Raw genomic sequence first — 15,719 nt, forward strand, 5'->3', positions numbered from 1 at the left:
GGGGTCTGTCCCAGGTCGGGGAGAACGGCAAAACCGTCGCCGACGATCTCGAGCTGTCCATTGTGTACGGCGTGATGGCAGGTGCAGACCAGTTCATCCGCACCGTCGTCGCTGATGTAATTCCGAGATCATTGACCGATCCGAATGCCATCGAATACCGGCAGCGGGTCGTGATCGACAGCTGTGCGAATCCGAAGCTGGTCCGGGAGCTCTATGCCATCGCGACCGACGCCGTCGGCGCGCGACGGTGGACGGTCGGGCGCGATCGTGGCGCGCGTGGAAAGCTGTACTTATCCCTGGAGCCGCTCACCAAGCTCATCGGCTTTTTGCGGCTGGTGCGATCCAGATGCGAACTGAATTCCTCGTCCTTCCGATCGGAGGGATTGGCTGGATTGGCCGATAGGCTCGCCGGCACCTTCGGAGAAGAATATCTGACAGAACTCGAGCGCTACCTCGATGCCCTTCAGTTCGAACACGGTTTCGAGATCAGCGCAGAGCTCGGTTCGGAGGGCGGGATTGCCAACACCGTATTGCATGAACCGCGGACGCAACCTCGACGCCGTCAATCGGTATTCGGCCAGCGGGAGCGTCACACAATAGAGGTCACCGACACCGACGAGAGCGCCAAGCAGTTCGTCTGGCGTCTTGTCGGAAAGAGCCTCGATCGTGTTGCCGACGTGGTCGCCCATGTCACCGATGTGATCGTCGACTTCTTTCAAGCTCTACGCACGGAGCTGGCCTTCTTCGTCGGTTGTGTAAACCTCTCCGAGCGCCTACAGGGTGACGGGTATGCGGTGTGCTTTCCACACCCGTTGCCGCAGGGCAGTGGCGCATCCTTCAGCTTTCGATCGTTGCGAGACCCGGCGCTCTGCCTGTCCGGCGTATCGGCAGTCGAGGGGAACTCGGTCGACGGCCGGGGCAGACAGCTGACGGTCGTCACGGGCGCCAATAGTGGTGGGAAGTCGACCTTCCTCCGCAGTCTCGGCGCAGCCCAGATCATGATGCAAGCGGGCATGTTCGTAGTTGCGGAAGCCTATGAAGCAGACATCAGGGACGGAATTTTCACCCACTTTCGTCTACAAGACGACTCCTCGATGACCTACGGCAGGTTGAAGGAGGAGTTGGTGCGGATGCGCGACCTCACGAATCGGATCAAGCCGGCGTCCATGGTGCTGTGGAACGAACCGTTTGCCTCGACGAGTGAGCGCGAGGCCACCGAAATCCTGGCGCCGATCACCGCGGCGCTGCTCGACTCGGGCGTGAAAGTGATTGTGGTGACACACTTGTACGATTTCGCGGCTGGGCTGTCGGACCGTCAGCGAGCCACCGACCTCTTCCTTCGTGCGGAGCGGTTACCCGATGGTTCGCGAACCTTTCGACTGAAAACCGGTGCGCCTGCTACCACGAGCCACGCCCTGGATATTTATCGGGGAATCTTCGGACACGACGGCGATTCGGAGCCGGATCAGACGTAATCACCTCACCGGCACACTCATCCGCGAGATCCCCTCAATCCCCTTGCTGCTGAGGCAAGATGCGTGGCATGAAGGTAATCCTCTTCGGCGCGACCGGCATGATTGGGCAGGGGGTTCTCAATGAGTGCCTCCGGGACGAGCGGGTCGAGCAGGTCCTCGCCGTTGGGCGCAGCTCGCTGGGGATCGAGAATCCCAAGCTGCGTGAGCTGGTCCAGCCCGATCCGACCGATCTCTCCGCGATCGCCGGTGAGCTGCCGGAGTTCGATGCGTGCTTCTTCTGCCTCGGCGTCTCCTCCGTCGGCATGAAGGAGGACGCCTACCGCCGCATCACCTACGACCTCGCGTTGCAGGCCGGTCGCACGCTGGCCGCCGCGAACCCGAAGCTGACGTTCATCTATGTCTCCGGGCAGGGCACCGACAGCACCGAGCAGGGCCGCTCGATGTGGGCGCGCGTGAAGGGGAAGACCGAGAACGATCTGCTCGCACTTCCCTTCCAGGCGTACATGTTCCGGCCCGGATTTGTGCAGCCGATGGACGGCGTCATCTCCAAGACCCCGCTGTATCGCGCCGCGTATGCGGTTACCGGGCCGCTGATTCCGCTGTTCAAACGGCTGGCGCCGAACGCGGTCAATGACAATCGGGAGATCGGCCGCGCCATGATCGCGGTCGCGGCCTCCGGGTCGGACACTCGCGTGCTCACGCCCCGCGAGATCAACGCGCGAGCTAATTCTTAGCGGGGGAGTGTCCGCGCTGGCGGCCGATCAGCCTGGCCGATTGCCCGGCTGGAAATAGACCACCTCCCAGAGGTGCCCGTCGGGGTCCCCGAAGTACCCGGCATAAATCCCCCACGGCCGCTCGAGCGGTGCGCGCACCACGGTGCCGCCGGCCTCGAGAACACGCTGGAGAACGCCGTCCACATCCTCGCGACTGTCCACGAAGTAACCGAGGCTCATCGGTGACCCGGCGACCCGTTCGATGGGGACGCCGGCATCCTTCGCCAGATCATCACGCGAGTACAGCGACAGAATGAGCCCACTGTCGAGGGTGAACATGGCGACCGCGCCCCCGGGATTGTCGTCGTCGCGGGCATACTCGGTGCCGATGATCCCGGGCGAGCTCAACCCGAGCCCCTCCCGATAGAACCGCAACGATCGATCCAGATCCCGCACCCCGAGCGTCACGGCCCCGATATTCGCCGTCATATCGACCTCCTCCACGTCTTCGATCGACTCGTGCTCGGCTCATCGAACCGGATGCACCCGGTACAGGATGGCTGCCCACGCCGACCTGAGTCTTGCAGGAATCGGACAGCTGATCTCGTGCGTCAGGGCCGCGCCAGGACCGTGTCAGGGCGACGTCAGGTCGGTGTAAGCCCGGCTGGCGACAGTATCCATTGTGAACAGCACAGCAATTGCAGCTCCCGGGATGCGGAACGCCTACGCGGACACCTCGATCCTCGACGGCATCGATCTGACTATCGGTGCCGGCTACCCGATGCTGCGCACGGAATGGCTCGCCCGCTTCGACCGCGTGGCGCAGTATCTGCGCGGCGATCACGCGTTCGCCCAGCTGATCCGCTTCGCTCTGGTCGGCGGCTCCAGCAATATCGCCTATGTCGTGTTGTTCACGGCCATGAACGGGGTCAGCCCGCTGGTCGCCAATATCGCAGGCTCGATCGTCAGCACGGTGATCGCGAACGAACTGCACCGCCGGCTCACCTTCCGCGCGTCCGGCCGGGTCGGCTGGTTCAGCGCACAGTGGGAAGGCGGCGCGCTGGCCATGATCGGCCTGCTGATCAGCACAGCGGCCCTGGCCGGCCTGGAGTTCTGGGCCCCCGGCCTCGGCGAGATCGCACAGGCGACCGCCATGATCGTCGTCATGGCGGTGGTCGGCGGCCTGCGCTTCCTGGCACTGCGCGGCTTCGTCTTCTGAAATGGCCTTCAAGACACGAGACATCGTGGCCGACCGCCGAGCGGATGCGTTGCTGACCGTTTGTCAGGTGTCGGCACTCCGACGTCGACTCTCGATGACTGCGAATATGAGCTTCCAGGCCTCGGTACGTGGCATTCGCGCGCCGTCGTCGTACGCCGTTGCGAACGGGGACTCCCTCAGAATTGCGTTGGCCTGCTGCGTGATTCGACGCACGTCGATGTCGTCGGGGTCATCCGCACCGCGCAGCGCGGCGGCGGTTCCGAGTAGCCGTGCCGCGTCGGTCGGATGGTCCCGCCGCAATTCGATCCCGGCGACGACGACCGCGATCGAGGCGGCGATCGGTGTGTACCAGGTGGAGGCGAGATGCACCGCTGGGTGGTCGAGGCTGCGCAGGGCGGCTTCCGTATTGCCGTCCGCAGTGTCGGCCTGCGCGAGCATACCGAGCAATAGTGCGGTCAGGGGCACTGGAATCGCCTCTCCGGCAGGCGGATCGGCCAGCCCGGCCAGCGCGTGCTCTCGAGCTCGATCGTATTGCCCGGCCCAGCACTCCAATTGGGCGAGCCCGAGCCGCACATGTGCCGTCCACTCGGCGGAGTCGACCCGGGATGCCTTCTGCAGCAGACCCTCCAGGTGCAGTCGGCCCCCGTCGATGTCCCCGCCCCGAGCTCTTGTCAGCGTGGCCCCCACATCGTTCTCGATCGTGTAGTCCCGCAAACCGAGTTCGAGGAAGTATTGCGTCCCCCGCTCGTTCATAGCGAGTGCACCGCTTTGATCGCCGGACAGCCGCAACGCCCCGCCGAGGCTGCTCAATGCCGTTGCGATTCCCCACCGTTCGCCCAGTTCCTCGAAACCCGCCACCGCACGCAGCAGTAATTCCTGTGCCACGGTGAGGTTTCCGGTGTTCATAGCGAACAGCCCGCGAAGCAATAGCTCGAACGCCCGATCCCACGGATCCTGCCGCCCGTCGTCCGATACACCGCTGAACTCCGACAGCTCGGCCGCGACCTGAGGCGCTGCGAGAGCGGCTCCCAGTCGGGCTAATGCGAACATCGGATGTGCGTAAGGGCCGATGCCGCAGGCGATCTCGACCGGTTCGGCGTAAGCGTTTCCAGGTTCGAGCGCATCTATCGCCAGCGCATATGCCGTGCCGATCAACGCCCGATCCGCCTGAGCTGCCTGAGCTGCCGCTCCGGACACCTCGACAATGCGAGCGAGCAGTTCCTGCGACTCCGGCGGATTTCCCCGCATGAACCAGAACCAGCACAGCCCAATGCCGAACCGAACTGCGGTATCGCCGTCCCGCACGTCGACGGCCCCTCGAATCGCCGCCAGTAAATTCGCCCGCTCAGCCGAAATCCTGGCAAGCCAAAGTAATTGATCAGCCGTCCGCAACCGCGGCTCCGCAGTCTCGACCAACTCGAGCAGATACCGAGTATGCCGAGCCCGGCCGAAATCGACCTCATCCCGCGCGGCAAGCCGTTCGAGCCCGTACTCCCGAATCGTCTCCAACATCCGATACCGCGGTTCACCCGCCTCGTCGACCCCAGCAAGATGCAGCAGTGACTTGTCGACGAGCGCCGACAAGAGGTCGCCGGGCCGGGAGTCGCACCGGGACGGTGACACGTCGCCGGGCCGGGCGTCGTGCCGAGAGGGTGACAGGATGCCGGGCCGAGAATCCGGCAAACCGCCGCGCTGGGAGTTGGGCAGGTCACCTGGCAAGGAGTCGGGGAGCCCGATAGCGTGCGCGGCCGCCTCGGTGATGCTGTCGGGCACCACCGCCAGTCGCTCGAGGAACGTCCGCTCGTCGGTATCGAGCAGCTGCCAACTCCACTCGACTACGGCCCGCAGCGTTTGGTGCCGAGGCAGCGCGGTCCGGCTACCTCGGGTCAGCAGCCGGAATCGATCGTCCAGTCGGGCCGCGATCGTCTCGATCGGCAGTGTGCGCAGCCGCGCCGCCGCAAGTTCGATCGCGAGGGGGAGCCCATCCAGACGCCGGCATATCTCGACAACTGCCGCTACCGAGTCGGCAGCGATCTCGGGCCGCACCGAACGTGCTCTGTCATAGAACAATTGGATCGCCGAACAATCGCGCGCCTGCTGCTCGGTCGCACCGGGTGCGGGCAGATCCAGCGACCGCACCGAGTGCAGGGCCTCCCCATCGATCCGCAGCGGTTCACGACTGGTAGCCAAGACACGCAGCTGGGGGCACCGGGTGAGCAGCGTTTCGGCAAGCGCCGCAACAGCATCGATGACGTGCTCACAGTTGTCCAGCACCAGGACCACATCGTCGCCGATCAACGCGCCGATCAAACTCTCGACAATCTCGGTTCCACTCGGCGTGGGGGAGCGCGCAGGCAGCCCTATCCCGCGCCGCCGGAGCACATCGAGCACCGCCCCGGGCACGTCCTCAGCCCCGACCGGCGCCAGCGCGACCAACCACACCCCGCCGGAAGTCGTGAGTTCGCTCCCCGCGGTACTCGCCAGCCGAGTCTTCCCAGCTCCACCAGGCCCGACCAGCGTGACGAGCCTGTTCGATCCAAGCAGCGCCACCACCCGCCGGATATCGTCCTCGCGCCCAACGAAACTGGTCAGCGGCGCATCCAGATTCCCGCGCCGCTGACCCGAATTCTCGTTGCGCTCACCCGAATTCCCGTGCTGCTTGCCGACGGTCCACCTACTGTCGCCCGGAGTGTGGCCGCGCTCGCCGAAGGTTCCGCTGTGCTCGTCCAAGGCACTGTTACCTGCTGCGGCAGCATTCCCTGCTGCCCGGCGCGATCGAATTGGCCGCATTTCCAGCCGGAGTGGTATCTCATCCCGCAGCACCGCGAGGTGCGCGGCCTTCAACTCCGGCCCCGGGTCGCTACCGAACTTCTCCGCCAGCCGCCCGCGCACGTCGTCGTAAACCCCGAGCGCCTCGGTCCCACGCCCATATCCGGCCAGCACCCGAATCAGCTGCGCGTGCAACCGTTCTCGCAGCGGATGTTCGCCGGTGAGCGCCTCGAGCTCCGCGATCAACTCATGCGAGCCACCCAATTCGAGGTCGGCCTCGATCCGGTTCTCCAGCACCGTCACTCGCGTACGTTCGAGCCGCTGTGCCGCGGCATCGGCGAACCCGTTGCCCCGCACATCCACCAGTGCCGGCCCACGCCACAGACTCAGCGCTTCCCGCAGCGTGGCGGCAGCCTCCGCGGCCTGCCCCCGCACAAGCAGCTCTCGCCCCACCCGCGCGAGCTGTTCGAACCGCACGGCATCAACCACGTCCGCCTCGACGGCCAACTGGTACCCACCCGGCCCGGAAGTGAGCAGCACAGGATCACCCAGGACCCGCCGCAACCGTGACACCAGCGACTGGAGCGCATTGGTCTCGTCGGTAGCCGGCTCATCGTCGCGCAGCGCCTCGACCAATACCTCCGCCCGCACGGCCCGCCCCGCATCCAGCGCGAGCCGAGCCAGCAGCGCCCGAAGCCGTGGCCCGCCGACATTCACCGGACCGTTTCCCGTATCCAGCAGCAGTGGCCCGAGCAGGTATACGCGCACCAGCCCACTATCGCAGCATTACCGGCCCGATCACCGAGCCGGTCGGATACTCCGCGAAAGCTGTTCCAGCCGATGGCCGTTGGACAGCTCGAGCGACGACACTCAGCCGATGGCTGCGTTCATAATGGTTCCGGCGCTGGTGGCGATGATGCCGCCGATCATGGCGCCCGCAACCATCTTCGGCGAGGCGAGGCCGCTGCCGGACCATTTCTCCCAGGCGAAGCGACCGCCCGCGAAGGTAATGCCCAGCACCCCGGAAAGCAGCACGAACCAGGTGAAATACCGTACGAGCTTCATGAGCTTGTCGGCCACCGGTGGCGTCTCGGGCGTCGGATTGCTGATCTGAGCCAGCACGGGACTGCTCAGATGAACGAGCACAGTGTCGTGGAAGGCGCTGAGCATGGGAGTCACCCGCATGACGTTACCCCGAAAACCGGGTGACATGCGCGGGAATGTGCGCGAGATCTACTGCGCGGGAGGGACTTTCGTACGGTGCAAAAAGGGCACTGTACGCTGATGAGCGATAAGAGACATCGAAGTGATGCAGGCGGAACATGCGTTCCGGAAGAGCTGAACTTTCGTTCGTTGAGCGGATGACGAGATTCGAACTCGCGACCCTCACCTTGGCAAGGTGATGCGCTACCACTGCGCTACATCCGCTTGCGCGTCCTTCGGAGCCTTGCGGCGCTGTCCGGCGTGCGAGAAAAGACATTAGCCGACGCGCTGCCGAACCACCAAACTGCCCCCTTTCCTGTGCTCCGCACACCGGTTCTAACGCGGTGTGGTGTCCTCCGGCAGCGGCACGATCGACGAAACCAGCGTGCGATCCCCGGCAGTGGACGTCAGCACCAATTGCGGTGGCCACACCTTGCGCGAAGCGTCCGGATGCGTCTCGCTGACAACCATGATCTGCTGCCCCGCGAACGGCCCCGGCATGATCTGCACGCAGTAGGTGGTCCCCGCCGGAATCGAGTCGATACCCGCCTGGATATCGGCCACCGAGGGCGCGGTGGCATCGGGCGCGAACATCTCGTGCACACGCTGACCGTTGCGTTCCACGTAGTAGCGATTCTGCAGCGCCAGGATTACATCGGGCGCGGTGCGAGTACTCCCGGGCCCGTTGCCGCGGACGGTGGTGCCGTTCATCTCGTTCGGGCACAGCGCGGGATTATCGGCTGCCGCCGGCGCGACCGCCGACGAGGTGGGCGCCACCGGTGGAGCGGCGACAGTCGGCATCGGCCGCTTGTCATCGGCGGGACTCACCTTGGCGATCTGCACCGCCACGGCGGCAGTCACCACGAGCACCGCCAGCACACCCAATAACGGTGCCGCCCAAGCGGGATACGATCCGCGCCGCGGCTTGGACGGCAGTGTCGCCCGCCGATGCCGTGCCGCCCCCAGATGCGGCCGCAGCGACGGCGTGTAACCGTCCGCCTCGTCCTCGTCGTAGTAGTCGTCGTAGCCCGAATCCTCCTCGTACCGGGCAGGTTCCGGCGCGGGCGCGCTGGCGATCCAGTCGGCCCAATTGCCGGTGTGTTCGTCCTCGTCTTCGGTCGGCCCCAGCGGTCCGTCATTGCGTGCGGTCGAGGCCTCGGTGTCGTAGGTGGTCATGGCGTCGCCTGCGGTGAGAGGTTCGGAATGAGCGGTGCCGCACTGGTGGGTGCGACGGAGGTGATCAGGGGCGCATCACCACTGGTGGTAGGCGCCGTGGAATCGCCTCCGCCGAGCGGGAATTGGCCGCCGTTCGGCACGGTGGTGGTCACCGTGCTGGAGGGTGCGAAATCGAATCCGGAACTGGGCTTGTCACTGCCGCCGCGCGGAGTGGCGCCGGGCGCCGCCACCCCGGACAGGTCGTGCGCCAGCGCCGCGAACCACGTCCCGACGAATTGGGTGGGACTGTCGCCGAATCCGCCGCCCTGCGCATGCGTGTAGTCATGTTTGGCCGCGGTGTTCCAGTACCGCACCCAGGTGGTGACGTCCAGCAGATCCTTATTGTCGGTGACGTTCTGCACCAGCGCGGTGAACGCCGACGTGGTCAGATTGCTGATGGTGGTCGGCGGCACCAGATCGGCCACCGCCCCGACGAGTTTGGTGCCGAGCACCGCGAGTCCGGCAATGGGATTGGCCAGTCCAGCGGCCGCGATCTCGGCGATATTGGTCGCGGTGAGCACGTTCTTCACCACGGCCACCACGGAATTGAAGGCAATGGTGCCCACCTTGACCAGCGCCTGCATGGCCCCCGGCAGATCGACCGCATTGTTCGGATCGGAGGCTTCGGCGATCCGCTGCGACAGCGACTTCTGCGGCTGGATCGACAGATCCGTGAGCGAGGTGCCGGAGATATCGTTGTTCACCACATTGGTGACGGTCTTGATGGATGTGTAGGCCAGCGCCTCGGCAATGGATTTCAGCGAGGCGATCGGATCACCACCCGAAATCTCCACCTGCCCGGCAATATTGGCGACCGCCCGCAGCAGCGGCGCATTGGCCGGTGCGTCGCAGGCGAGATCACCGTCGGCGCAGAAGCTCGCGACCCGCCCGCTGAGGCTGCCGAAATTGGCGCTGCCCGTACCGGTGCCCCCGTCGGTGCCGAGCGTGTTGGAGATCGTGCTGATGGAGCTGTTGCTGATAGCGGTCCCCATTCCCGATCCGGCGGGAGGCTGATCGGACTGCGGCGGCGGCGGAAGTTTCGCCACCGCTTCACCATTGGTGCCCGGGGCGGGATCGGGCTGCTTCTGCCCGGGCTTGCCGGGGAACATCGCGGCCCCGGCGGGGCGCGTCGGATCACCGAACAGTGCGACCGCAGCGATCCGATCGGCCGTGACCACGCCGGTCCCTCCGGCGACCTCCTGCGCGAACAAGGAGGCCACATGCGCTCCCTGCGAATATCCGGCAATCGCCAGCCGAGTATTGGGGCAGCGATCGGTGACCTGTTTCGCCATGGACCGCAAGGTGCTCAGGCCGTCGCCGATGGATTTCGAGTACGTCGTCTTATCGGTGGACACAGCCCCGCCGAACGACGCCTCATAGGGCACATACGCCCGGTCGACCAGCCCGGCATCGCTGGCCTCGGACATCATGGGCCGGAACACTGTCGAGAGCATTCCGGTATCGGTGGTGACGGCCGCATCGGGTGAGGACTCACCCGTGCCCTGGATCCCGAGCGCGTACAGCGCCGGACAGGTGTCGATGGCCAGGCTGGTATCGGGTGGGCCGGCGTCGGCCACGCTGAGGGTCGCTGCCGTGAACAGGCAGACGCTGGTGGTTATGAGCAGCAGTTTCCGGACCACGCCGCACCTCGTTCAGATCATGGACTCGCGGTCTGCGCGCCTGGGTGCGCGCGTGCGGTGATCCGCGCGCCGGCCGTGCGGGCCGCCGTGAGGATCTGCTCGGCCAGCAGCCGAACCGGTTGTGGTGGTGTGCGTGTGGGGTCGCCGTCATCCAGCGGTGAGCTGGTGACGGTGGGATTCCACGCCGCCATATCGTGTGGTTCGAGGGCGCGCCACTGTTCCAGCCAGCCCAGCCGCCAGCTCTCCGCACCGAGTTCGTGCGCGAGGTTCTCGGCTTCGTGACGGCGTTCGTCGGCGGGAATGGGCAGGGGCCGTGCCGAATCGGCGACGGTGATGATGCCGACGACTTCACTGCCCGCCGGAGTGGCCTGCTGCTCGTGCGAGACCAGCGCGCGATGCAGCGTGTTCAGCCCGCGCATATGGGTGCGGGCCACGAGGATCACGAGCGGCGAATCCATATCCGCGCCGATGCCTATGCGTGCGGGCCAGCGCTGCCCGGCATCACCGGCCCAGCTCATGCTGGCGGCCAGACTGCTCAGGCCCGCACCGCCGTGCACGCCGACCAGCCACAGCAGCGGCGGCCGGTCGGGCCGATTCGGCACGGCGCGATGCCACATGGGCACCGGCGGCAGGCTGAGGGTTGTCATCGCAGCTCCCCGAGGAGCGCGAGATAGGCATCGCGGGTCTCGGCCGCGAGCCGATGCCACGAGATGAGCCCGCCCCCGGCGAGGTGAATATCGAAGGGGACCAGCATGACTGCGCGCACCCAGGAGCCGAGATGGGCGCGCACATGCTCGAGTATGGCCGCGCCGGAGTCGGGCACCTGCTCGGTCAGCACGATCACGGCATCGCCGACGACGAATTCGCTGAAGTGCTCGTCCAGCCAGCTCAGCGAGGGTTGCAGCCGATTGATCGCATCCGGTCGTGCGGCGACGGTAATCACCAGTCCCACGCGGGGATCCGACAGCAGGGGAGCGGCCAGCCGGCTGGTCACCGGTGCGCCCGCATCGAAAACAGCCAGCAGTCCGGCGGTTTCGAGGTGCCGCGCGACCGACACCAGAGTCTCCCGGCGCGGCATCGGATCCGGGCTGCGGCTCAGCACCCGCACTCCGGTGGTGGTCTGACCCGAGCACGCGCCGACGGTGGAGGGCAGTTCGGGATGCTCTGCGGTGAGCCAGTTCTGGACGGTGCTCACCGCCGGCATGGCATCGCAGCCGCGCAGCCCGAGATCGCCGCCGCCGAGCGTGGCGTCCACGGCTACCGGCCAGATCTCACCCTCACCGTCCACGGCCGCCGCGGCGGCCAATCCCAGTGTGGTGGTCGACGATCCCGCGGATCCGGACCCGCCCAGTACCAGCACCGACGGCAGCACGGCCCGCACCAGGCGGCCCTGTCCGCCGTGCAGCGGTACCGGATCGGTCGGCGATCCGGTGGGGGTGTGCGGCACGGGTTCCGGTGCGGGCGGCTCGGTCACGCGCCGGATGAGATCGTCGATATCGACCATCGCTCACCCACCTGACGCAATGATCGAGCTGATCAGTACCCGGCCATCACCGCCGGTCGTGGTGGTGAAGGTTTGCTGCCACGAGTTCTTCGTGCCGTCCGGGCGGCGCTCATCGATATTCACATCCCAGTGATCGGCGGGCAGCCGGGAGATGGTGACGCAGTGCTGGGTTCCGGCCGGAACGGCCGAAATCGCGTCCCGGGTGGCCTGTTCCGGCGCGGCCTTGGCATCGGGGGTGAGCAGGCTGCGCACGACGGTGGCATCACGCAGCACATACCAGGCGTATTCCAGGTGCAGGATGACACCGGGCGCGGTATTGAGATTGCCTGAGCTGGAACCACTCACCCGATCGGCGGACTCGGCAGCCTGGCACCATGCGCCCGGGGCTGCGGGCTGGCTCGGATTCGCCCCCGCCGGAACCAGTGTCGGCGCGGGTAGGGCCTGCGGCGCGGAATCGTCCGGCGTGACCTTCACCCACACGATCAGTGCGATCACGGCCAGCACCGCCACCACGATGGCGGCCAGTGCCGAACGTTCGCGCACCTCGCGCCGCCGCCGCGTCTGAGCCGCGCGCTCCCGTGCCGCCAGTACCAGCGGCGCCATCGGATCATCCGACAGCAGATCGGCTTCCGCGGACGTGACCCGCCGGATTCGGGTGGTGGCCTCGCTGTCCGGCGTGTGGTCCTCATCGAGCCACTGCGCCCAGGCAGGAGTGGTATCCGGCTCGTCCGCACGATGGCGGCCCGGATTGGTCGGCGGCAACGCGGGCATAGCGGGGCGTTGCGCCGTGAGGTCTTCCTGTTCGATCACGGCGTCACCCATGTCTTTTCCGTCAGGCACCTGGAGCTGGCGCTAGCGCCGCCAGGAAGGTTTCGGGGGTTAGTGGAGGCATCGCGGCGACGGCGGAGCGCAGCGAGTCGACGGTGGTATCGACTTGCTGTTTGACCTGATCGACGGCTTGCGACACCTGTTTGACTGATTGGTCGACAACGGTGTTGACCTGCTGGACAACCGGGGCGACCGCTTCCGCGATGGGCTGCGGGGCAACGATCGGAGCGATGGCGGGGATGATCGGCGCAGGAGCAGGGGCCGAAACCGGAGCTGCGACAGGCTGATCGATGAGAGTCGGAGCAGGCGGTGCGGGCTGGTTCGCATTGCCCCCGCCCAGTGCACCACCGACTATTGCGGCCAGCGTTCCGGTGATGCCGACCGCGGGAACTCCGACGATCGCAGCGCCTGCCAGACATCCAGTCACACCGCCGACCAATATTCCCGCAGGAGCTCCGACCCCAGCAGTGGGCACGCCGCCGATCAGTCCGCCCGCGACGCCTCCGACAACAGCTCCGATTGCACAACCCACTGGCACCAAAGCCACAGTTGCCAATCCACCTGCGGCCAAGCCGATGCCGGCTCCCGTAAAGCTCGAGGCGGCCAATCGATCCGACTGGTCTGTCGGGAAACCCAGGCGGTCGTAAGTGGCGGCAACCTGCCACTCCGCGTAGTCGACGTAGGACTGTGCCTTGTCTCGTGTCTTCACATCGACGAAATCAGGCAGCTGGACGGCGTTGGAGCCGACCCGGAGCAAGTGCGGATCTACCGGCACCACTGCGGGTGCTGGGTTGTTAGCCTCTTGCGGCTGCGAAGCTTCCGGCTGTACCGAGACGTCGGGTGTGGACTCCGGCTGCACCAGCGTGTTCATCGGCGGCTGGGTCTGCTGTTTAGGACGCGGCCGCGCGGGCGGCGCAGGCGGATCCGGAATGAAATCCGCAGGGCTGGGGGCGGCGGCAGCGGGAGGCTGCGGTGTGGTGCTCAACCCCGGCTGGCCTTCGCCGGGCACTGCCAGCCCCGGCTGCCCGGGAGCGGCCGAAGCGACTCCCTGGCTGGCCACCAGCATTATCGGTAATACCGATAATGCAAGCGAAGTACGTTTGGAATTCATTGCCCATTCCCCTCATCAGAACGGTCGGCAGCGGGACGACCCGCCCGAAACCCCCTACCGACCAGCGCTTTCCGCGCTTCCGGCCGCATGAACCGCAGCTGACCCATGACGAAACCCCACCACCGTGCGATGATCATGTTGCTGGGTCGATCGTACCCGTAACCGTGCCGCTCACAACCTGATACGGGTCAGTCGGGACGAATTCTTGTATAAATCAGTCGGAACGAATTCCGCTGCCCCGCCGAATCGCACCGTAAGATCACTTCCGCCCCGCAAGAACCTTGCGCCGCACTATCTCTCGTGCGTCCGCCGGTTCTCGGAAGGAAGCTCCATGCGTCTACGTGCAGCACACTTTTCGCTATTGCTGCTCACTCTCGCGGCAGCCCTGACTCTCACAGCGTGCGGCGGCGGCCTCACCTCCACTCCCTCGACGACCACCATCGCACCCCCCGATCCGGCGCGCCCGCCCGTCGATATCCATTGGGAGGCATACCAAGGCTTCCAGCTACCGATCGGCGCACACGACGGCCCGACGCGACTGAGCACCACCGCCGCCGGCTACTCCCACACCCCGCAGGGCGCGGCCCTCGCCGCCATCAATCAGAACGTCCGCCTCACCCTGGCCCCCGACGGCGCGTGGCCGGACATAGCGGCCGAATCCCTGATGCCCGGCCCCGCCAAAGACTCCTGGGTCCTGGCCCGAGCCCAAATCTCGATCACCGCCCCCGCAAACCCCGCCGCAACCGCCCACATAGCCGGCTACAAAATCAACACCTACACCTCCACCCGCACCGACCTAACCGTCTACAGCACCCTCACCGACAACAGCATCCTGGCCACCCTCCTCACCGTCGTCTGGTCCGCCGACGACTGGCGCTTCCAACTCCCCGACCTAACCTCCAAAACCAACAGAAACCAATCCCCCACAGCCTTCCCCCCCGACATGGTCAAACTGCAAGCCCCAAAGTAACTACCACCCCGACATAGGCACCAGCCCCACCACCAGCCCATCCGATTCCAGCTCGGATCCGGACATCAACCTCCCGCGCACAGCTCAACCTCCCGCGCACAGCTCAACCTCCCGCGCATGGTTCGACCTGCCGCGCATGGTTCGACCTGCCGCGCACGGCTTGGCTTGCCGCGCAAGGAATATGCGGCAATTTCACGCCCGGCAAGCCGGATGTGTTCGTGGGATCCGCCGCGAGCCGCCACCCGGCCGTCCGGGAGCACATCCTGCGGTCCCAGTGTGGTCCGCAAACTGCGGTCACCTCCCTGAACTCTGACCGCGAACCGCCGCGCTCCGCATACCTTCCTATCGTCCAGCCTCCGCACAACGCGTCTCCGCACTGCATCCCACAGCCGTCTGCGCACGGCACAACACGTGCACGGGCTGCGCCCGTCCAGACGTGGGCTGCGCGGGCGTGACGTGGGCTGTGCGGTTGCGAGACAGGCGATTTCGGCCCGACGGGGTGTTCGGGAAAACGGCTGACAGCAAAATCCCGCTGACCCTTGAAACAGACGTAACGTTAGGTTTTAGCGTGGGTGGTGCACATCGATATGAGGAGAAGTAGATGAGCACTGACCTGCAGAAATTGGCCGACCGCACGGAGATCGTCGAGTTGCTGAGCGCCTACTTGGCGGCAGTCGACGACAAACGGCTCGATCGCGCCGTCGTGACCACAACCTTCGCCGCAGACGGCCGTATCGTCCGCCCCAATGGGGCCGCTCTCATCGGACACGAGGACATCCTCGAAAGTCAGGCCGCGAGTTTCGCCCGCTTTCGAGCGACACACCACGTCACCGGCGACCACCTTGTCGAAATCGACGGCGGCACGGCAAGAATGCGAGCCAACCTGACCGCCATGCATCTCTGGTCTCCGGAGGAGTCCGATTCCCACTCGCTGGAAACCCATTTCCTCGCCGGCGGTGTATTCGACGTCCGCGCAACGCGTACCGGCGACGGGTGGAAACTGACCGAAATGGCGCTGCACAACACCTGGCGCAGCGGAACGGGCATGGCCGCAATACTCGCAACCCGCTGA

At 66.0% G+C, this 15,719-nt stretch carries 14 protein-coding genes and 1 tRNA gene; 5 read left to right on the plus strand and 10 right to left on the minus strand.

What is annotated here, in order from left to right; all coding sequences use genetic code 11:
- Positions 1–62: 62 nt before the first annotated feature.
- On the plus strand, positions 63–1,475 hold the full coding sequence (locus tag JWN03_RS03020) for a MutS-related protein (RefSeq protein ID WP_297609313.1): 1,413 nt from the start codon (positions 63–65) through the stop codon (positions 1,473–1,475).
- 68 nt (positions 1,476–1,543) lie between these two features.
- Positions 1,544–2,209 carry an epimerase gene (locus tag JWN03_RS03025; RefSeq protein WP_297609317.1) on the plus strand — a complete coding sequence of 222 codons (666 nt, stop codon included), beginning with the start codon at positions 1,544–1,546 and terminating at the stop codon, positions 2,207–2,209.
- 27 nt (positions 2,210–2,236) lie between these two features.
- Here JWN03_RS03025 and JWN03_RS03030 read toward each other — a convergent pair whose 3' ends face one another.
- Positions 2,237–2,677, minus strand: coding sequence for a VOC family protein (locus JWN03_RS03030; RefSeq protein WP_297609319.1), 441 nt, complete (start codon positions 2,675–2,677; stop codon positions 2,237–2,239).
- A 193-nt stretch (positions 2,678–2,870) separates the two neighbouring features.
- Here JWN03_RS03030 and JWN03_RS03035 point away from each other — a divergent pair, with 193 nt between their 5' ends.
- Entirely contained in the window at positions 2,871–3,407 is a 537-nt protein-coding gene (locus tag JWN03_RS03035) for a GtrA family protein (RefSeq protein ID WP_366914361.1), read from the plus strand.
- A 63-nt stretch (positions 3,408–3,470) separates the two neighbouring features.
- Here JWN03_RS03035 and JWN03_RS03040 read toward each other — a convergent pair whose 3' ends face one another.
- The 9 genes from JWN03_RS03040 to JWN03_RS03080 all read right to left on the minus strand — a co-directional run bounded on the left by JWN03_RS03040 (position 3,471) and on the right by JWN03_RS03080 (position 13,626).
- Positions 3,471–6,944: an AfsR/SARP family transcriptional regulator gene (locus JWN03_RS03040; protein WP_297609322.1), complete on the minus strand. Its 3,474-nt coding sequence runs from the start codon at positions 6,942–6,944 to the stop codon at positions 3,471–3,473.
- Positions 6,945–7,046: 102 nt separating this feature from the next.
- Positions 7,047–7,346 carry a hypothetical protein gene (locus tag JWN03_RS03045; RefSeq protein ID WP_297609414.1) on the minus strand — a complete coding sequence of 100 codons (300 nt, stop codon included), beginning with the start codon at positions 7,344–7,346 and terminating at the stop codon, positions 7,047–7,049.
- A 186-nt stretch (positions 7,347–7,532) separates the two neighbouring features.
- Positions 7,533–7,604, minus strand: a tRNA-Gly gene (locus tag JWN03_RS03050).
- A 111-nt stretch (positions 7,605–7,715) separates the two neighbouring features.
- Positions 7,716–8,555, minus strand: coding sequence for a hypothetical protein (locus tag JWN03_RS03055; RefSeq protein WP_297609325.1), 840 nt, complete (start codon positions 8,553–8,555; stop codon positions 7,716–7,718).
- Positions 8,552–10,234, minus strand: coding sequence for a cutinase family protein (locus JWN03_RS03060; RefSeq protein ID WP_297609328.1), 1,683 nt, complete (start codon positions 10,232–10,234; stop codon positions 8,552–8,554). Before JWN03_RS03060 ends, JWN03_RS03055 begins: the two co-directional genes overlap by 4 nt.
- Positions 10,235–10,251: 17 nt before the next feature.
- Positions 10,252–10,881 carry a hypothetical protein gene (locus JWN03_RS03065; RefSeq protein WP_297609331.1) on the minus strand — a complete coding sequence of 210 codons (630 nt, stop codon included), beginning with the start codon at positions 10,879–10,881 and terminating at the stop codon, positions 10,252–10,254.
- A complete protein-coding gene (locus tag JWN03_RS03070; RefSeq protein ID WP_297609333.1) occupies positions 10,878–11,738 on the minus strand; it encodes a hypothetical protein in 861 nt (286 codons plus the stop codon). Before JWN03_RS03070 ends, JWN03_RS03065 begins: the two co-directional genes overlap by 4 nt.
- 3 nt (positions 11,739–11,741) lie before the next feature.
- Complete coding sequence (locus JWN03_RS03075; protein WP_297609336.1) at positions 11,742–12,560, minus strand: hypothetical protein; 819 nt, start codon at positions 12,558–12,560, stop codon at positions 11,742–11,744.
- Between the two features lie 10 nt (positions 12,561–12,570).
- A complete protein-coding gene (locus JWN03_RS03080; protein WP_297609338.1) occupies positions 12,571–13,626 on the minus strand; it encodes a hypothetical protein in 1,056 nt (351 codons plus the stop codon).
- 382 nt (positions 13,627–14,008) lie between these two features.
- Here JWN03_RS03080 and JWN03_RS03085 point away from each other — a divergent pair, with 382 nt between their 5' ends.
- Positions 14,009–14,647 carry a hypothetical protein gene (locus tag JWN03_RS03085; protein WP_297609341.1) on the plus strand — a complete coding sequence of 213 codons (639 nt, stop codon included), beginning with the start codon at positions 14,009–14,011 and terminating at the stop codon, positions 14,645–14,647.
- 601 nt (positions 14,648–15,248) lie between these two features.
- On the plus strand, positions 15,249–15,719 hold the full coding sequence (locus JWN03_RS03090; protein ID WP_297609344.1) for a nuclear transport factor 2 family protein: 471 nt from the start codon (positions 15,249–15,251) through the stop codon (positions 15,717–15,719).

The organism is Nocardia sp. (assembly GCF_025465275.1).
Classification (GTDB): Bacteria; Actinomycetota; Actinomycetes; order Mycobacteriales; family Mycobacteriaceae; genus Nocardia.

Excerpts from the sequence above, each read along its gene's own strand:
- JWN03_RS03045 (WP_297609414.1), bottom strand. The coding sequence starts at position 7,346 with ATGCTCAGCGCCTTCCACGACACTGTGCTCGTTCATCTGAGCAGTCCC.
- JWN03_RS03070 (WP_297609333.1), bottom strand. The coding sequence starts at position 11,738 with ATGGTCGATATCGACGATCTCATCCGGCGCGTGACCGAGCCGCCCGCA.
- JWN03_RS03090 (WP_297609344.1), top strand. The coding sequence starts at position 15,249 with ATGAGCACTGACCTGCAGAAATTGGCCGACCGCACGGAGATCGTCGAG.
- JWN03_RS03055 (WP_297609325.1), bottom strand. The coding sequence starts at position 8,555 with ATGACCACCTACGACACCGAGGCCTCGACCGCACGCAATGACGGACCG.
- JWN03_RS03025 (WP_297609317.1), top strand. The coding sequence starts at position 1,544 with ATGAAGGTAATCCTCTTCGGCGCGACCGGCATGATTGGGCAGGGGGTT.
- JWN03_RS03030 (WP_297609319.1), bottom strand. The coding sequence starts at position 2,677 with ATGACGGCGAATATCGGGGCCGTGACGCTCGGGGTGCGGGATCTGGAT.
- JWN03_RS03075 (WP_297609336.1), bottom strand. The coding sequence starts at position 12,560 with ATGGGTGACGCCGTGATCGAACAGGAAGACCTCACGGCGCAACGCCCC.
- JWN03_RS03085 (WP_297609341.1), top strand. The coding sequence starts at position 14,009 with ATGCGTCTACGTGCAGCACACTTTTCGCTATTGCTGCTCACTCTCGCG.
- JWN03_RS03065 (WP_297609331.1), bottom strand. The coding sequence starts at position 10,881 with ATGACAACCCTCAGCCTGCCGCCGGTGCCCATGTGGCATCGCGCCGTG.